Source organism: Selenomonas sp. WCT3, from assembly GCA_900100835.1.
GTDB classification, from domain to species: domain Bacteria; phylum Bacillota; class Negativicutes; order Selenomonadales; family Selenomonadaceae; genus Selenomonas_A; species Selenomonas_A ruminantium_E.
Map to the genome: position 1 here is coordinate 41,524 of FNCM01000009.1, position 15,281 is coordinate 56,804.

Here is a 15,281-nt window from a genome sequence, read left to right on the forward strand (position 1 = left end):
GCATGAAAAAGATTTATGTATTGGCAACCGGTGGTACGATTGCAGGCAGTGCAGAATCGGATACGGCTACTACTGGCTATCAGGCCGGGGCCATCGGCATCGATGCCCTGCTATCGGCTGTGCCGGAAATCCGCGAACTGGCGGAGGTTTCCGGCGAGCAGATTGCCGCCATTGACAGCAAGGATATGACCCAGCAAATCCAGCTTAAGCTGGCACGCCGCTGCAATGAACTGCTGGCCTTTGAAGGGATTGACGGTGTGGTTATCACCCATGGTACGGATACGATGGAGGAGACGGCGTATCTGCTGAGCCTTCTGACTTGCACCGATAAGCCCATTGTGCTGACAGGAGCAATGCGGCCGGCTACGGCCATCAGCGCGGATGGCCCGCTGAATCTGCTGGATGCCGTGCGGGTGGCCGTCAGCCCAGAGGCTCGTGACCGCGGTGTTTTGGTGGTGACCAATAATCAAATCGATGGGGCCCATGATGTTACTAAGTCCCATACCACGTCGGTTCAGACCTTCCAGTCGCCTAATGGCGGCTCCTTGGGCAGCGTGGACGATGGTGTGGTGAAATTTTTCCGCCGTAGTGAATTTACCCATCTTGCGGGGAGCTTAAAGCTTAGTGAAACCATTCAGGAGCTTCCCGATGTGCGGATCCTTTACGGCTATGCCGGGGATGACGGTCTCTTGGTGGAGGCGGCCGTAAAGGCTGGTGCCCGGGGCATTGTCTACGCTGGTATGGGAAATGGTAGTCTGCCAGCTCCGGTGGAAGAAAAGCTGGCCCAAGCGGTAAAAGATGGTGTGACGGTAGTTCGCAGCACCCGTGGTTATGCTGGGCAGGTAACTTATGCAGAACCGTCTTATGAAGCGGCGAAAATTCTTCGCAGTGAAAGTTTAAATCCCCAAAAAGCGCGGATTTTGTTGCAGCTGGCGTTGCAGCAAAAATTAGAAAGCGATGAAATACAAGAATGGTTTAATCGTTTTTAATGGTTTTTTAGCATTTGAAGGAAAAAATATTTTGTCATTTTAAAGATAATCTTGTATAATAAGGAAAGATAAAAGGTAATCGATTCTAGATTATTTAAAAGGAGAAATTCAAATGGCTAGAACTGCAAATTACGAAGAAAAGATCGCTAAGATCGAGGCAAAAATTGCTAAGAAACAGGCAGAACTCAAAAAACTGAAAGCAGAGCTTGCTGAGCTTAACGAGCAGAAAGCAAAAACTGATTATAAAGAACTGCTGGAGTTCATGAAGAAAGAAAACATGAGCCCGAGCGCTGTATTGGAAACGCTCAAAAAGTAAAAAGAAATTCCCGAGAACGATGCTGAGCCCTCGAAGATGGACCTGGCATCGTTTTTTTTATCAGCTAGGAGGTTTTATCCTATGGCGGAAAAAATTCATGTTTCAGAAGAAGAATTAAAGAAAATCGACCCGGAAAAATACGAGAAGAAATTTTCGGAAGAGGGATTTTGGAACAAGATAAAAAAGAATGCTGCGCAAATCGGTGTGAAGGTTCTTTACCAGGCATTGCAACTTTATTATGTGACGAAACAGCCCAATTGTCCCACCAAGGTAAAAGTGGGGATCTACGGGGCCTTGGGTTATTTGATTTCACCGATTGATGTGATTTCGGATTTTATTCCCTTGATGGGCTATACAGATGATGCGTCGGTTATTGCCGCTGCGATTGTATTGGCACAGCTCTATATCACCGATGAAGTTCGCCAGCAGGCAAAGGAAAAAATTCGGAATATCCTGGGGGATGAATACGCCGACGAATTATCGTGAGGAAGCGGCTTCAGATAGTTTTCAGTATCAACCAGTTTGTTTCAAGATTCCTTTTATATAATGAGTGTCGTAAAAGAAAGCCGAGAAAACCAGTATTAATGGTTTGGAGGTAGGAAAATGAAATACGACATGAAACAGAAGTTATCGAGATATTCTGCCCGTAAATTGCTTTGTGCAGGTTGGGCAGCCCGTACGCTGACGGCTACGGTAATGCTGATGATGGCGGTAGTAGCGCCTGTGAATGTTTCCCGCGGTTATGCAGCGGCAGCCAGTGACGAATCCTTGGCGGCGGTGGTGGAGCTGGCCGATTACAGCGATGAGCGCGCGGAGAAGACTGCGGCAAAGCGCCGGGAACGCCGCGAACAGGCAAATGTCTTGGCTGCACAGCTTTTGCTTAAGGCACGTGAGGCCGAGGACGGCATCACGGCTGCCATGCAGCAGCTGGAAACCGATGGGGCCTATCTGGAAGGGCTGGAAAACCGTTTCAAGCGTGCGGACAGCCTGTCAGGAAAAATCTTGGCTGATGCAGAAGGAAATCATGAGAGTCTGGATAAGGCTGCCGGAGCAATCAGTGATGTGCTTCGCTACACGCTGGTAGTCGATGAAAAGTCTTATGCGGCCCAGGTCCCAAGGGCATTGCACCAGTTGGAGGAGTCGGGATTTACCGTGCTCAAATTCCGCAACGCCTGGGGGGGCAAATTCTATCAGGGTATCAATGCGCAGCTTATGAGCCCGGAAGGAGTAAGAGTGGAGCTTCAGTTCCATACGGCCCAATCCTATGCGATAAAGCAGGTGTCCCATGAGGTCTATGAGATTCGCCGTAATCCTCGGGCTACGGATGAGGAGCGAGCTGAGGCAACCCGCATGAGCATTGTGTATAACAACCATGTCATCATGCCGGCTGGCGCTGACAAGGTGACTTGGGAGGGCAAAACAGGATTGGCAGCATGATTATCCACATCCTCCTGTGTATAAATCTGTCAAAGGGCTTTGGCATTGGCTTTATTGGTCAATGCCGAGGCTTTTTTTATTGCACTCAAGCAAAAAAATCAGTAGAATAGAGGCAGAGTATTGACAAAATCGTGAGGTTATCCACATCTTTATCCACAATCGTGTGGATAAAGAAAGATTTTTGGGGATAACAATATGTTTTATGTGGATTAGTGGATGAATTCGAGGAATGTATGGATAATCAGAAAAAAGTATTGAAATTGTTTGATTATATCCGGCAGGTATGCAGCTTACGTCAGCAATTGATTCGGAATATCAAGGAGCAGGAGTGGACGCTGTTTTTTGATGAGCTGCCGATAGACCCGAAACGCATCCATGTTTGGAAAAATTCCGGGGAAGAGGGCCATGAGGGCGTATTGCTGGAGGTTGCGAAGCCGGAATTTACCGCCTGCCCGGAAATGCCCTTTGATTTGGTCGGCTGGGTGCGCACGCCGGATTGGCGGAATTTTGAGACGGTGGACATCGAAGTCCGGGAAGAACGGATGCGCAAGGACCCACGGCTGGGGGAGATTACCGAGCGCTTTGTGGATTCCGGGGTGCGTATTGCGGCCTTTGAGGACTGGAAGCGCCGGCGTACCTTATGGCGGGCAGGGGAAATGGTCAAAAGCCGTACCCAGGCACTGTTTATGACCCTTTATGAATTATACGACCGTTGCCGCCAGGAACCGGAACAGCTGGAGCTCATGGTGGGGGACGGCATGTTTTACAGTGGGTTGGATGCTGCCATCCATCACCCCATTGTATTGAAACGGGTTCGCCTTCATTATGATAAGAAGGGAACCATGCAACTGTTGGACACGGATTATCCCACGGAACTTTATGGGGATATGTTTCAGGATATGCCGGGCATAGAAGGGGATGGAATTCGGGCTTTTTCGGGCAAGCTCGATGAAGCGGAGCTTCATCCGCTGGACGGGGAGCTGGTATCCTTCCTACAGGAGGCCGTTCCGGCGCTGACTCCGAATTGCCGTTTCGCTGAGAAGCGCTTTGACATCCTGCCTACGGATTGGTATTTGGTTTATCCCCGGCAGGTGATGTTCCTGCGCCGCCATAATGCCGGGCTGGAACGGGCAATCGCCGGGCTGATGGCCTATGTGGATAACCATGGGGAAGTGCCGACGGCGCTTTTGGAGATTGTGGACCCGGAGTATGGCAAGGCGCCGTCGGAGCCAATGACCGTAAGCCTTGAGGATATCCGTGGTGAGGCAGAAGATATTCTGCTGACGAAACAGGCAAATGCTGAACAGCTGGCAATCGCGCGGAAAATTGAGCAGGCACCAGCTGTGGTGGTTCAGGGGCCGCCGGGTACCGGCAAGACCCATACGATAGCCAATTTGTTAGGGCATTTTCTGGCCAAGGGACAGCGGGTTTTGGTGACCAGCGCTACGTCAAAGGCCTTGTCCGTGCTGAAGGAGAAATTGCCGGCCGGTATCCAGGACCTCTGTGTGTCGCTGCTGGAGGATTCTCGCCAGGATATGGAGCGTTCTGTCAGCGGAATCTGTGAGCGGCTGTCCCGTTCTTCGGCGGAAGAAATGTATCGGGCGGCGGAAACCTTGACTGCTGAACGCCATGAACTGCTGCAGCAGCTGGGCGAATTGCGCACGCGGCTGGAAAATATCCAGCGCATGGAGGCGCGGCGGGATTATTTCCTATTGGATGGAAAGGCTTGGTCGCTGTCGCGGATGGCAGCATTTTTGCATGACCATGAGGATTTAGCTGGGATTATTCCAGGCGAAATTGAGGAAGGGGCATCCCTGCCCCTGTCCGAGGCAGAGTTTTTGGAGCTTTATGGGTCAAATGCTGCCTTTGACGCACAGCTATTGGCAGAACTTGGCGAAAGTTTGCCGGACCGGTCGGAACTTTTGACGCCGGCCGAGGCAGCGGCGGCTTTAGGACAGGCAGTTGCCCGGCAACAGGAAAAAGCAGAATTGCTGGCAAGCTTTCCCGAAGTGGCATTAGATGGTGAAGGGCATGTCCTGCGAAAGGGCCGCCGGGTGACGGAGGAGCTTTCCCTGGATATGCTCCAGGAGACGAACGCCCTGTATCAGACCATTGACTTTTCTAGGTTCCGGCAGGAGTGGGCCCGTGAGGCGGTGTTAGCTGGCCAGCAGGGCGGTGCGCATCGCGAGGTCTGGGAGATGCTGGGCCGGGATATTGTCCGGGTTCAGCATCTCAAACAGCAGTCGATGACGCGGTTTTTTGGGCGGGAGTTTGACTACAAACTAGACCGGCCGCTGGATAAGGATTTGATTCAGCTGCTTTCTGAGTTGGCCGAAGCCTTTGATGCCGATGGGCATCTTTCCCTGTGGAATCGGCTGCGCCATAGTGATTGGAAGGCGGTACAGCAGGGCTTTTGCATCGATGGCAAGCCCCTGGCCAGCCGCAGCGATTGCCAGCTGGCCATGCAGTATGTTTCCCTGCATCAGGCCCGTGAGCTGGTGCGCCGCGAATGGTCCCAGCTGCTTGTGCCCTACGGCATGATTTCCTATGAAGAATTGGCTCAGAACGAAGATGATATTGATGACTTGGTAAGTGCCCGCTGGCAGGAGATACAGGAGCTTTTGGATTGGTATCCCAAGGTTTGGGATGAACTGATGCTCTGCTGGCGCCGGGCAGGGGTAATCGCTGATGCCATTTACGAGGGGGGCAGTTATCTGACGCCGCACCAGAAACTGCAGGAGCAGCTTTCCTGGTTGGAGGAGGATTTCCCCCGTTGGCAGAGACTCTTGGTGCTCTGTGAAGAAGAGGGCAGGGGAGAAGATCCTCTGGAAAAATCCCGGCTGGCAGTGGCTGCGGCGGATGGAACAGTGGCCAGAATGTTTGCCAAGGCGCTGCTGGAAGGAGACGCAGACCTTTATGCGGAAGCCTATGAGCGATTGGCTGCTGATGACAGGCTCAGGGAGAGTTATCTTCGCCGCCAGGAGCTCCTTGGACGGCTGGCGGTTGCCGCCCCCCTTTGGGCGCAGTATATCTGCGAGCAGGCTGAAGGCTTTGCAGGCTCTCTGCCGCCGGAAAATCTGTCCTTGGCCTGGCTTTATCTGCAGTTTAAGCAGGTACTTGATGAGGTGCCACAGGATGATATGCGGGAGCTTTCCCAGCAAATTCATGATTTAACGGCGCGTCTGCATCAGACTACTACCGAACTGGCAGAAAAATTGTCCTGGTATCATCTGCTCAAAGATGTATCGGGGAGCAATCTACAGTCCAGTCTGATTGGCTGGAGCAAGGCAGTGGCTAAGATTGGCCGGGGAAAGGGCAAGTATGCGCCCCGCCACATCCGTGAGGCCCGCCAATGCATGTTAGAGGCCCAGGCGGCAGTCCCCGCTTGGATTATGCCGCTTTCGCGGGTATGGCAGAACTTAAAGCCGGAAAGTGAGAAATTCGATATACTCCTGATTGATGAAGCCAGCCAGGCGGATATTACGGCGCTGCCGCTGCTTTATTTCGGCAAAAAAGTCATCATCGTGGGGGATGACAAACAGGTCAGCCCGTCGGCTGTAGGGGTTACCGCCGAAGATATCACCCGGCTGCAGACGGCATCTATCCAGGGCGTTATCAAGCATGCCTCCCTGTACACCATGGATACGTCCCTTTACGATATCGCCCAGATGAATTTTGAAGCGCGGATGCTCACCGAGCATTTCCGCTGTGTGCCGGAAATTATCGGTTACAGCAATCAACTGGTTTACGACGGGCGTATCCGTCCCCTGCGAGAAGCTGGCAGCAGCCCATTGATGCCACTGGTGGATGTGAAGGCCGATGGCTGGCGTGAGGGCACCCAGAAGCGCAATTACCGGGAAGCGGAGGAAATCGTGGCCGTCTTTGCCGCCTGCTTGGAGCAACCGGAATACCAAGGCAAAACCTTTGGGGCGATCTCTATGTTGGGGGATGAGCAGGCCAAAGTCATCCGGGAAATGGCGGTTCGGCGTCTGGGTATTACTGCGCTGGAAGATTGTCAGTTCCTCTGTGGCAATCCGGCCCGGTTCCAGGGGGATGAGCGGGATATTGTATTTCTTTCCCTGGTGGACAGCTGCGAAGATGGAAGTTCCCTGCGGCTGCTCTCAGAGGGGCACAATGGCAGTACCAGCAAGCGCTACAATGTAGCGGCCAGCCGTGCGCGGGACCAGCTTTGGATTTTCCATTCCATGGATGTGGAGGAGTTGAAACCGGGGGATATTCGCCGGGGGCTTATTGAATATGCCAATAATCCTGTCCGGGATACGGTGCAGAACGAAGCGGAGGAGTCCTCGCTGGCGGTGGCGGTGTATCGTGAACTAATACGCTGCGGCTATCATGTGGAGAAGAACTTTGCCGTTGGTGCCTATACGATTGATATGGTGGTTTTGGGGCAGGGCCAGAAGGTGGCCATTGACTGTGATGGCGAACATTGGGTGAGCAGTATCCAGCAGGCCGCAGAAGAACGTTGCCAGCAGGCAGTCCTTGAACGTTTGGGCTGGAATTTCCTGCGGGTTCGCGGCAGTCATTGGTACCGTGATCCTGAGGAAACATTCCGTCGTTTGATGGCTGGACTTGCCGTTCAAGGAATTGAGCCAGAGGTGGCTGACCAGGATGACCAGCTGTCAGGAAAACAGCGGGAAACGGTACTGGCAGCAGTCAGACAGCGGGCCGAGGAAATCCTGAACCAGTGGCGGGCCGAGGTGGATTCCTAAAAAAATAAAATTTTTTGCGTTTTTTTGTAAAAAAGGGTTTGACAAAGTATGGAGAAATGGCTATAATAGATTTTGTCAGTCAGCGAGACACAGAAAAGTTCTGAGTTAAGCGGTGACAAAATGCGGAAATAGCTCAGTGGTAGAGCACCACCTTGCCAAGGTGGGGGTCGCGAGTTCGAGCCTCGTTTTCCGCTCCATATTGCGGAAATAGCTCAGTGGTAGAGCACCACCTTGCCAAGGTGGGGGTCGCGAGTTCGAGCCTCGTTTTCCGCTCCATTCTTGATTAGTAGCTGAAAAGCTTCTATATACAATGGGCCTATAGCTCAGTTGGTTAGAGCAACCGGCTCATAACCGGTCGGTCCTTGGTTCGAGTCCAAGTGGGCCCACCAATTCCAACTTTATATTTTAACCAATGTTATGACTCAGTAGCTCAGCTGGATTAGAGTATTTGACTACGAATCAAAGGGTCGGGGGTTCGAGTCCCTCCTGGGTCACCATTGTGGGTAGGTGCCCGAGTGGTTAAAGGGAACAGACTGTAAATCTGTCATCTTCGGATTACGATGGTTCGAATCCATCCCTGCCCACCACCTTGAATGACAGCGTCGCTTAGGCGGCGCTTTTTTGTTGTCTAAACGGCAAAAAGATAGGCCCCCATGGAGTAAGTCCGTGGGGGCCTGTAGTTATTGGTCTGTTATTGGCCGTTTACTGGTCGATGGGGCAGGATGGCGCTTGCCCGCCGCGCTCTGCCGTGTGTTTGCCTTCGAACAGTGCCTGGCTTACCCGGCGCATGAGTTCATCTTCTTCGGCAGCGGCATTGAAGACTACCTGTTTATCTTCTGGCAGGGTCTCCCCTTTCAGTTCGGTGATAGCCAGCTGCAGGCGGTGTTCTTTATCGAGACGGAAGGAATAGGACAGGCGGGTGGCCAGCCATTCAGTAATCATCTCGATGTTCTGGAACGAGGCTACCTTGTTATAGTTTTTGTAGACCTCGGCGGCAATGGCGGCAGCTTTTTTTTTGTCATCAACAGCGCCGATGACAGAAAACGCTTGTTTATTGCCTTCGGTGACAAGTTTAGTAATGATATAAAGCATGGAGTAGTTCCTTTCTATTTTAATGTGAAAACATACAAGGATAATTGTAACAAAATCCAGCCACTTGTCAATTTTGGGCGGTTTTACAGGGAAACAGGCAACGCCTTTTCATTGTATGCAATAAATGGACATTTTGCAGGAATGTATGGAAAGGACTACAACATTACAGTTGTTGAATTATTTTTGTTTTATTTTCCATTGGAGGTAGACGCAATAAGCGGAATAATAACGGGACTTATGTCCTTTTGTGCTGATATGAAAGTATAAATGTACTGAAATTAAAGAAATATGGAAGGAGTAAGGTCCTAGGTAACAGTTTTTACACTTTGGGCAACTTTGCTGATGCTTTTATTTATGCTATAATGTCTCCTGGTAAAATACAATAAATGAGACCGATGGAGGAGATAACTCGTCGGTAAAAAAGTTAGGAGATTAATTATGGTTGAATCACATCCAGTAAACCGTAAGAAAGCATTTAACATGCTGTTCTTCATTGAGTTCTGGGAACGCTTTGGTTACTATGGTCTTCAGGCTGTATTGGCAGGCTTCTTTGTAAAAGCCCTGGGCATGGAAGACGCAGAATCCTTTGTTGTCTTTGGTGCATTCAGTGCAATGGTATATGGCTATGTATCCTTGGGCGGTTTCCTGGGAGATAAAATTCTGGGAACCCAGCGTACGATTACCCTTGGTGCAGTGGTGCTGATGATTGGCTATGCGATGATGGCGCTGGCTGGTGCCGACAAGACGATGGTATTTTTGGCATTGGGTGCTATTGCCTGCGGTAATGGTATCTTCAAGGCCAATCCATCTTCGCTGCTGTCGAAGCTCTATGAAGGCGATGAAAAAGATTTGGACAGTGCCTTCACGATGTATTATATGGCAGTTAACATCGGTTCCTTTATCTCGATGCTGCTGGTTCCGATCATTGGCGCCCAGTATGGTTTGTCTCTGGGCTTCATGATTTGTGCTATGGGTCTGATTCTGGCGGTCGGCGGATTCCTGGGCTTCCGCTATTTGGTTCGCGGCATCGATTCGCCGGCGGGGGCTGAGCCGCTGACGATGAAGGAAATCGTTTTGACCCTCATCGGTGTTGTGGTCATGACGGTATTCTCCAGCTGGCTGCTTTCCCACCTTTCCGTGGCCCATTGGCTGCTGTTTATCATCGGTGTTTTGGTCTATGGTGTATTCTTCAAGATGATTATCCAGGCCAAAGGTGCTGAGCGCAGTCACATGGCAGCAGCAATGATTTTGATTGTCGAGGCCATTATCTTCTTTACGCTGTATCAGCAGATGCCTACGTCCCTCAATTTCTTTGCTATCAAGAATGTGGAACATTCGGTTCTTGGTATTGCCATTCCGAATGCAGAAGTATTCCAGACCCTCAACCCGTTCTGGATTATGTTGGCAAGCCCGGTGCTGGCTTGGGCTTACTCCCACTTTGGCAGTGAGGGGAAAGACCTGTCGATGCCGGCCAAATTCGCCTTGGGCATGCTGCTGACGGCGGCGTCCTTCCTCGTCGTTGGTTTTTCGGCCAACTTTGCCAATGAGGCGGGGATCGTATCGGCTTGGTGGCTCATTGGTTCCTATTTCCTGTCTTCCATTGGCGAGCTGCTTATCAGCGGTTTGGGCCTGTCCATGATATCCAAGCTGGTGCCGCAGAAACTCATTGGTTTCCTCATGGGAGCCTGGTTCCTGACCACCTCTATTGCCGCAATCCTTGGCGGCTGGGTGGCAACCCTTACGACGGTATCGAAGGATGTTGTTGATCCGTTGCAGACGCTGCCGGTATACAGCGAGGTATTCACGCAGATTGGCCTGGTTACCTTGGGGGTAACCATTGTCATGGCGTTGACGGTTCCGATGCTCAATCGCCTCATCAATAAGAAAGATGAGGAAGCCTTCGAGGGTGAGCCAGAGGCTGCTGTTGCGGACAAATAAATTGAATACATAAACAAAAATGCGATGAAGTGTAGAAACTTCATCGCATTTTTTGTTGGGCGAGGTTTATTCGGCGCTGGCTGGTTCGCAGCCGGCGGTTTCCTGTTCCTTGTTCATGCGGCTGGAAAGATAGTTGGCAGCCAGGGAACCGGAGATGTTGTGCCATACGCTGAAGATGGCACCCGGGATAGCAGCGGCAGCACCAAAGTGCAGCATAGCAAGGGAGGTGGCAAGACCGGAGTTTTGCATGCCGACTTCAATGGAGATAGCCTTGGCCTTGGCGACGTTCATGTGAAGGGCCTTAGCGATAAGGAAACCGATGCTGTATCCCAGCAGATTGTGAAGCATGACGACGAGCATGATCAGCAGCCCCGTTTCGAGGATGCGTTGGGAGCTTACGGCTACGACACCGCCGACAATCAGCACGATGGCCACAACGGAAACCAGCGGCAGGAGCTTGACGATTTTCTGTACGGTTTCTTCAAAGAAACTGTTGATGAGAATGCCGAGGACAATCGGCAGGATGACCACCTGCACGATGGACATCATCATGGCGGCCAGGGAAATCTCGACCCATTCGCCGGCCAGCCACCAGGTAAGGAGTGGCGTGACGATCGGCGCAAGCACCGTGGTAGTCATCGTCATGGAGACGGAAAGGGCGACATCACCGCGGGCAAGATAGGTCATGACGTTGGAAGAGGTACCGCCCGGGCAGGTGCCGACGAGGATAACCCCTGCGGCCAGCTCCGGCGGCAGCCCAAATCCTTTGGCGAGCAGCCAGGCTAGTGCTGGCATGATGGTGAACTGGGCCAAGGCGCCGACAAAGACATCCTTGGGGCGCTGGAAAACGAGCTTGAAGTCGCGCAGGCGCAGGGTCATGCCCATGCCGAACATGACGATGCCGAGCAGGATGGTAATCTTCGGTGCAGCCCATTTGAATGTCCAGGGCTGGATGAGGGCGATGGCTGCCACGAGAATGACGAAAACAGCCATGTACTTGGAGATAAATGCACTAAGTCTTTCTAATGATTTCATATAAATGCCTTCCTTTCGTAGATTGTTTACAATGTTACAGTTATTTTTCATAAAAGTCAATATAAAATGGCGCAAAAACAGCTAGTAAAAACACAAAAACAGGGAATGTAACAGAATATAGTTTACATTATAAAGTAAAAACTGCAGTGATTTTTATATAAGTGTTGACAAAGAGGGATTATATGCTATTATATAGTGATAACATATATGACAAGTATGAATGGAGGGGCGACTATGCCGGAAGATGGATATCGAGATGAAATCAAACAGAAAATCACCGAGACGTTTTACTGGCTGCATCAGCACCCGGAATTGTCCTATGAAGAATATGAGACAACAAGCCGTTTGAAGGAAGCTCTGACTGCGGCAAAAATCAAGATTCTGGACCTTCCATTGGCAACGGGGCTGGTGGCAGAAGTCGGCCAAGGGGAACCGGTGATAGCCTTGCGGGCTGATATCGATGCCCTGCCGATTGCTGAGCAGACAGAATTATCCTATCAGTCCCAGCAGGAAGGGAAAATGCACGCCTGTGGACATGATTTTCATGCCGCCGCTGTTTTAGGCGCAGCTTGGTTGCTGAAAAAGCAGGAAGCAGAGCTTCCTGGAAAGGTGCTGCTTATCTTTCAGCCAGCAGAAGAAGCACCGGGCGGGGCAAAAAAGATTTTGGCAACAGGCGTGCTGGCTGGTGTTCAGGCGATTTTTGGCTTGCACACGTCACCACTGTTTCCGGTGGGAGAAGTTGGTCTGATGACAGGGCCGGTTATGGCAGCTGTTGACCAGTTTAATGTGGAATTCCAAGGCAGGGGAGCTCATGCGGCGCATCCGGAGCGGGGAAGCGACACGATACTCATGGGAGCGACCTTTGTTACCAGTTTGCAAAGCATCGTTAGCCGCAACGTGAGCCCGCTGGAGGCGGCGGTGGTTACCGTTACCCAGTTCCATGGCGGCAATACTTGGAATGTCATCCCGGGCAAGGTTCAGCTCGAGGGAACTGTCCGGACCCAGACGCCGGAGGCACGGGCCCTTATTCAGCAGCGTTTGCAGGAAATAGCCCAAGGGGTGGCGGCTTCCTTTGGTGGAACCGCCGAGGTTCAGTACACAGCTGGCCCGTCGGTCACCTATAATGACGCTCAGCTTTATGAATTCGCCCGGCAAACGGCAAGGGCGGCAGGCCTTATTGAGCGACAGGCACCGGCCTCCTTGGGCGGTGAGGATTTTGCCTATTATCTGGAAAAGATTCCGGGGATGTTCTCCCTTATTGGCACGGGCGTTGGCCCCGTCAATCATAACCCGAAGTTTATTGCCGATCCGCAGGCACTTTTCCCGGCCGCGGATTATATGGCTCGTTTAGCTCAGGATGCACTTAGGCAGCAGGTATGGCGGCGTTAAAAAGTATTTAGCGAAAATAATCTGTCGAAACGAGGCTCTTGCATTAATCCGTGCAAGAGCCTTGTTTTTGATGCAATAGGTGATGTGTTATTGCTATGTCTTGTTTTTTATTCTATATTTAAGAAGAAGTGGAAGTGATACGATATAAGAATATAGGTATATGTCGGTTCTTATGGGGGGCATATTATGTCAATGGTGATAAAGAACAATATGGCAGCTCAATTGGCGTTAGGTGAGCTCAACAAGAATAATAAGAATTTGTCGAAGAGCTTGGCAAAAGTATCTTCAGGGATGCGCTATACCAGTGCGCAGGATGGTGCGTCGGAGTATTCGATATCGGAAAAGATGCGTGTCCGGCTTCGGGGACTAAATCAGGATATTGTCAATTCACAGACAGGTGCTAATTTAGTTCGCACAGCAGAAGGTGGAATTCAGGAAATTATCGATAATTTACGGGAAATGAAAGCTCTGGCGATTAATGCTGCAAATGATCATAACACCGATGTGGATCGGCAAATTATCCAGAAGGAGCAGGATTCGCGGTTAGCGGTTATTAATGAAATCGCGGCGACGACGAATTATAATGGCCGGTTGTTGTTGAATGGCAATTTGCGCCAGCCTGTTGAAGATGGTATGGTGAACAATATTCCCGAACCGGATGGCCCGGTGGTAATGATGACTACTGGCGATTATACGATTTCGCAAGACGGCGTTTATATGATGCCGCAGAATTATAAAGGGCGAATCACAATCAATGCTGCCAATGTGAAAATTGTCCAGGAACATTCTACGGATGTTCATTATGGTGTGGCCATCGAATGTACGCAGCCGGGGGCCAATTTGTGGCTGGATGATGTAAAGATAACCAATGCAGGGGGAACAACCGAGCTGAGTGAAGCATATGGTCTTTATGATACAACTGGGCAAAAAAACAATAACATCGTGAAATTCACGGGAACAGGTAATCATCTAAGCATTCGCAATGAGGTAATCATATTTGGGGGCGATAATGGGGATGAAAAATACTCGATTCGTGATTATGTGGCGATTATACATGTGGGGGGCGGCTTGGCCATTCATGGAGTAGGTGAGGATAGTAAACTTACGGCAGTAATGAAAGATGGAGGAAGCGGAAGAAATACCCGGGCGGCTGCTATTGGAACAGATGCCCTTGAGTCTTCAAATGCGAATTTGGAGATTTCTGGATTGTCTTATCTGGAGGCATGGTCTGAATGGGGGGCGGCCATTGGTGCAGGGGTTGGCAGCAGTTTTGGCAATATAACGATAAAAAATGTAGATGAAATACGGGTGGGCACTTGCCATGGGGCTGGCGTGGGAGCTGGCATGGAGGCATCGTGCGGAAATATCGAGATTTCTGCGCATAAGATATATGGAAAAATAACAACTGATAGCAATGGGCGAGGCGCATCAATTGGGCACTCTACTTTGGATAGGGCAAGCTCGGGACGTGTTGCGATAACAGCAAATTATATTTTTTTGGCGACAAAGACTGCGACGGCATCGAAGGGGAATTTTTCTGCAGGGGCTGGTTCTGGGGCAACTATATGGACAGATGGCGGCGCTACTGTAAATGGGGAAGCATTTAATATCGATGGCAGGAGTTATTCGTCGCTGTATACGAATCGAAATGTTTACGAATATGATGATGGAACAGTAGATGAAAATGGAATTTATCATGGTGAGGAACGTGAGGAAGAATATCCGGGATTAATTATCCATACGGGAACTAAGGCCAACGAAAATCTTCGCATCTTTATCAATAGTATGGATACGGATACTATGGGGATTTCGGATATCCAGATGGACCCTTTTGAGAGAGCGTTGGAGGCGTTGTCAAAACTTGATGATGCCTTGGAGTATTCGCTTAATGAAAATACGCGGATGGGGGCATATCAGACCAGATTGTCTTTTGTTATTGATAACTTGACGGTGGCCAGTGAGAGCACGCAGGCGTCTGAGTCGGTAATCCGCGATGCCAATATGGCGAAGGAGATGACAATATATACTAAGAATAATGTCTTGAGCCAGTCGGCACAGGCAATGCTGGCGCAGGCCAATCAAAACAGCAGTAGTGTGTTGAGTTTGTTACAGGGATAATTAATGGAGCGATACACCAGCTGTTGTTACGTGCAGGTGTATTTGTCAATACTGTGAGACTTACTAATTGGGCTCGGACGAATACCTTTTAATCCTTCTATTTGTCGCTTAACGCCCCTGATGCTCCTAAAGCATCTGTTCCGTTGTTACATCCTTAGCCTGAACGTTCGCCTGCTGGATAAAGCTGATACGGCTGTTTTGGAATCTTGTTCATCGCAGTTCCTTAATGGAGGGCAT

The 15,281-nt window shown here is 50.5% G+C and carries 10 protein-coding genes, 5 tRNA genes and 1 pseudogene; 14 read left to right on the top strand and 2 right to left on the bottom strand.

Translation table 11 applies throughout. The features are described from left to right. Positions 1–2: 2 nt before the first annotated feature. The 10 genes from BLQ36_RS09045 (at position 3) to BLQ36_RS09090 (ending at position 8,059) form a co-directional block, all read left to right on the top strand. Entirely contained in the window at positions 3–989 is a 987-nt protein-coding gene (locus BLQ36_RS09045; protein ID WP_074515285.1) for an asparaginase, read from the top strand. A 112-nt stretch (positions 990–1,101) separates the two neighbouring features. Next, positions 1,102–1,305, top strand: a complete 204-nt coding sequence (locus BLQ36_RS09050) for a protein kinase (RefSeq protein WP_074515286.1) — start codon at positions 1,102–1,104, stop codon at positions 1,303–1,305. 81 nt (positions 1,306–1,386) lie between these two features. Next, positions 1,387–1,791 carry a YkvA family protein gene (locus BLQ36_RS09055; RefSeq protein WP_074515287.1) on the top strand — a complete coding sequence of 135 codons (405 nt, stop codon included), beginning with the start codon at positions 1,387–1,389 and terminating at the stop codon, positions 1,789–1,791. Positions 1,792–1,908: 117 nt separating this feature from the next. After that, positions 1,909–2,742, top strand: a complete 834-nt coding sequence (locus BLQ36_RS09060; protein ID WP_074515288.1) for a hypothetical protein — start codon at positions 1,909–1,911, stop codon at positions 2,740–2,742. A 233-nt stretch (positions 2,743–2,975) separates the two neighbouring features. Continuing rightward, a complete protein-coding gene (locus BLQ36_RS09065; RefSeq protein WP_074515289.1) occupies positions 2,976–7,472 on the top strand; it encodes an AAA domain-containing protein in 4,497 nt (1,498 codons plus the stop codon). A gap of 122 nt (positions 7,473–7,594) precedes the next feature. Beyond that, positions 7,595–7,669, top strand: a tRNA-Gly gene (locus tag BLQ36_RS09070). 4 nt (positions 7,670–7,673) lie between these two features. Continuing rightward, positions 7,674–7,748: transfer RNA gene (locus BLQ36_RS09075), tRNA-Gly, on the top strand. A gap of 36 nt (positions 7,749–7,784) precedes the next feature. After that, positions 7,785–7,861: transfer RNA gene (locus BLQ36_RS09080), tRNA-Ile, on the top strand. Between the two features lie 30 nt (positions 7,862–7,891). Then, a tRNA-Arg gene (locus BLQ36_RS09085) sits at positions 7,892–7,969 on the top strand. 4 nt (positions 7,970–7,973) lie between these two features. Then, a tRNA-Tyr gene (locus BLQ36_RS09090) sits at positions 7,974–8,059 on the top strand. A 115-nt stretch (positions 8,060–8,174) separates the two neighbouring features. On the opposite strand, the gene BLQ36_RS09095 is transcribed toward BLQ36_RS09090, so the two are convergent. After that, entirely contained in the window at positions 8,175–8,564 is a 390-nt protein-coding gene (locus BLQ36_RS09095) for a hypothetical protein (RefSeq protein ID WP_074515290.1), read from the bottom strand. 438 nt (positions 8,565–9,002) lie between these two features. Between BLQ36_RS09095 and BLQ36_RS09100 the strand changes: the two genes are divergently transcribed. Beyond that, positions 9,003–10,502, top strand: a complete 1,500-nt coding sequence (locus BLQ36_RS09100) for an oligopeptide:H+ symporter (RefSeq protein ID WP_074515291.1) — start codon at positions 9,003–9,005, stop codon at positions 10,500–10,502. 66 nt (positions 10,503–10,568) lie between these two features. Here the strand turns inward: BLQ36_RS09100 and BLQ36_RS09105 are convergent, their stop codons facing one another. Beyond that, complete coding sequence (locus tag BLQ36_RS09105; RefSeq protein WP_074515292.1) at positions 10,569–11,537, bottom strand: bile acid:sodium symporter family protein; 969 nt, start codon at positions 11,535–11,537, stop codon at positions 10,569–10,571. Positions 11,538–11,771: 234 nt separating this feature from the next. Here BLQ36_RS09105 and BLQ36_RS09110 point away from each other — a divergent pair, with 234 nt between their 5' ends. The 3 genes and pseudogenes from BLQ36_RS09110 (at position 11,772) to BLQ36_RS13670 (ending at position 15,044) form a co-directional block, all read left to right on the top strand. Beyond that, positions 11,772–12,926: an amidohydrolase gene (locus tag BLQ36_RS09110; protein WP_074515293.1), complete on the top strand. Its 1,155-nt coding sequence runs from the start codon at positions 11,772–11,774 to the stop codon at positions 12,924–12,926. Positions 12,927–13,136: 210 nt separating this feature from the next. After that, a pseudogene (locus BLQ36_RS13665) lies at positions 13,137–13,523 on the top strand (flagellin); the annotation flags it as partial. Positions 13,524–14,747: 1,224 nt separating this feature from the next. Beyond that, positions 14,748–15,044, top strand: a complete 297-nt coding sequence (locus BLQ36_RS13670; protein WP_412582888.1) for a flagellin — start codon at positions 14,748–14,750, stop codon at positions 15,042–15,044. The last annotated feature ends 237 nt before the right edge of the window (positions 15,045–15,281 follow it).

Coding starts and splice junctions, on each gene's coding strand:
- BLQ36_RS09045 (WP_074515285.1), top strand. CDS start 3: ATGAAAAAGATTTATGTATTGGCAACCGGTGGTACGATTGCAGGCAGT.
- BLQ36_RS09050 (WP_074515286.1), top strand. CDS start 1,102: ATGGCTAGAACTGCAAATTACGAAGAAAAGATCGCTAAGATCGAGGCA.
- BLQ36_RS09055 (WP_074515287.1), top strand. CDS start 1,387: ATGGCGGAAAAAATTCATGTTTCAGAAGAAGAATTAAAGAAAATCGAC.
- BLQ36_RS09060 (WP_074515288.1), top strand. CDS start 1,909: ATGAAATACGACATGAAACAGAAGTTATCGAGATATTCTGCCCGTAAA.
- BLQ36_RS09065 (WP_074515289.1), top strand. CDS start 2,976: ATGGATAATCAGAAAAAAGTATTGAAATTGTTTGATTATATCCGGCAG.
- BLQ36_RS09095 (WP_074515290.1), bottom strand. CDS start 8,564: ATGCTTTATATCATTACTAAACTTGTCACCGAAGGCAATAAACAAGCG.
- BLQ36_RS09100 (WP_074515291.1), top strand. CDS start 9,003: ATGGTTGAATCACATCCAGTAAACCGTAAGAAAGCATTTAACATGCTG.
- BLQ36_RS09105 (WP_074515292.1), bottom strand. CDS start 11,537: ATGAAATCATTAGAAAGACTTAGTGCATTTATCTCCAAGTACATGGCT.
- BLQ36_RS09110 (WP_074515293.1), top strand. CDS start 11,772: ATGCCGGAAGATGGATATCGAGATGAAATCAAACAGAAAATCACCGAG.
- BLQ36_RS13670 (WP_412582888.1), top strand. CDS start 14,748: ATGGACCCTTTTGAGAGAGCGTTGGAGGCGTTGTCAAAACTTGATGAT.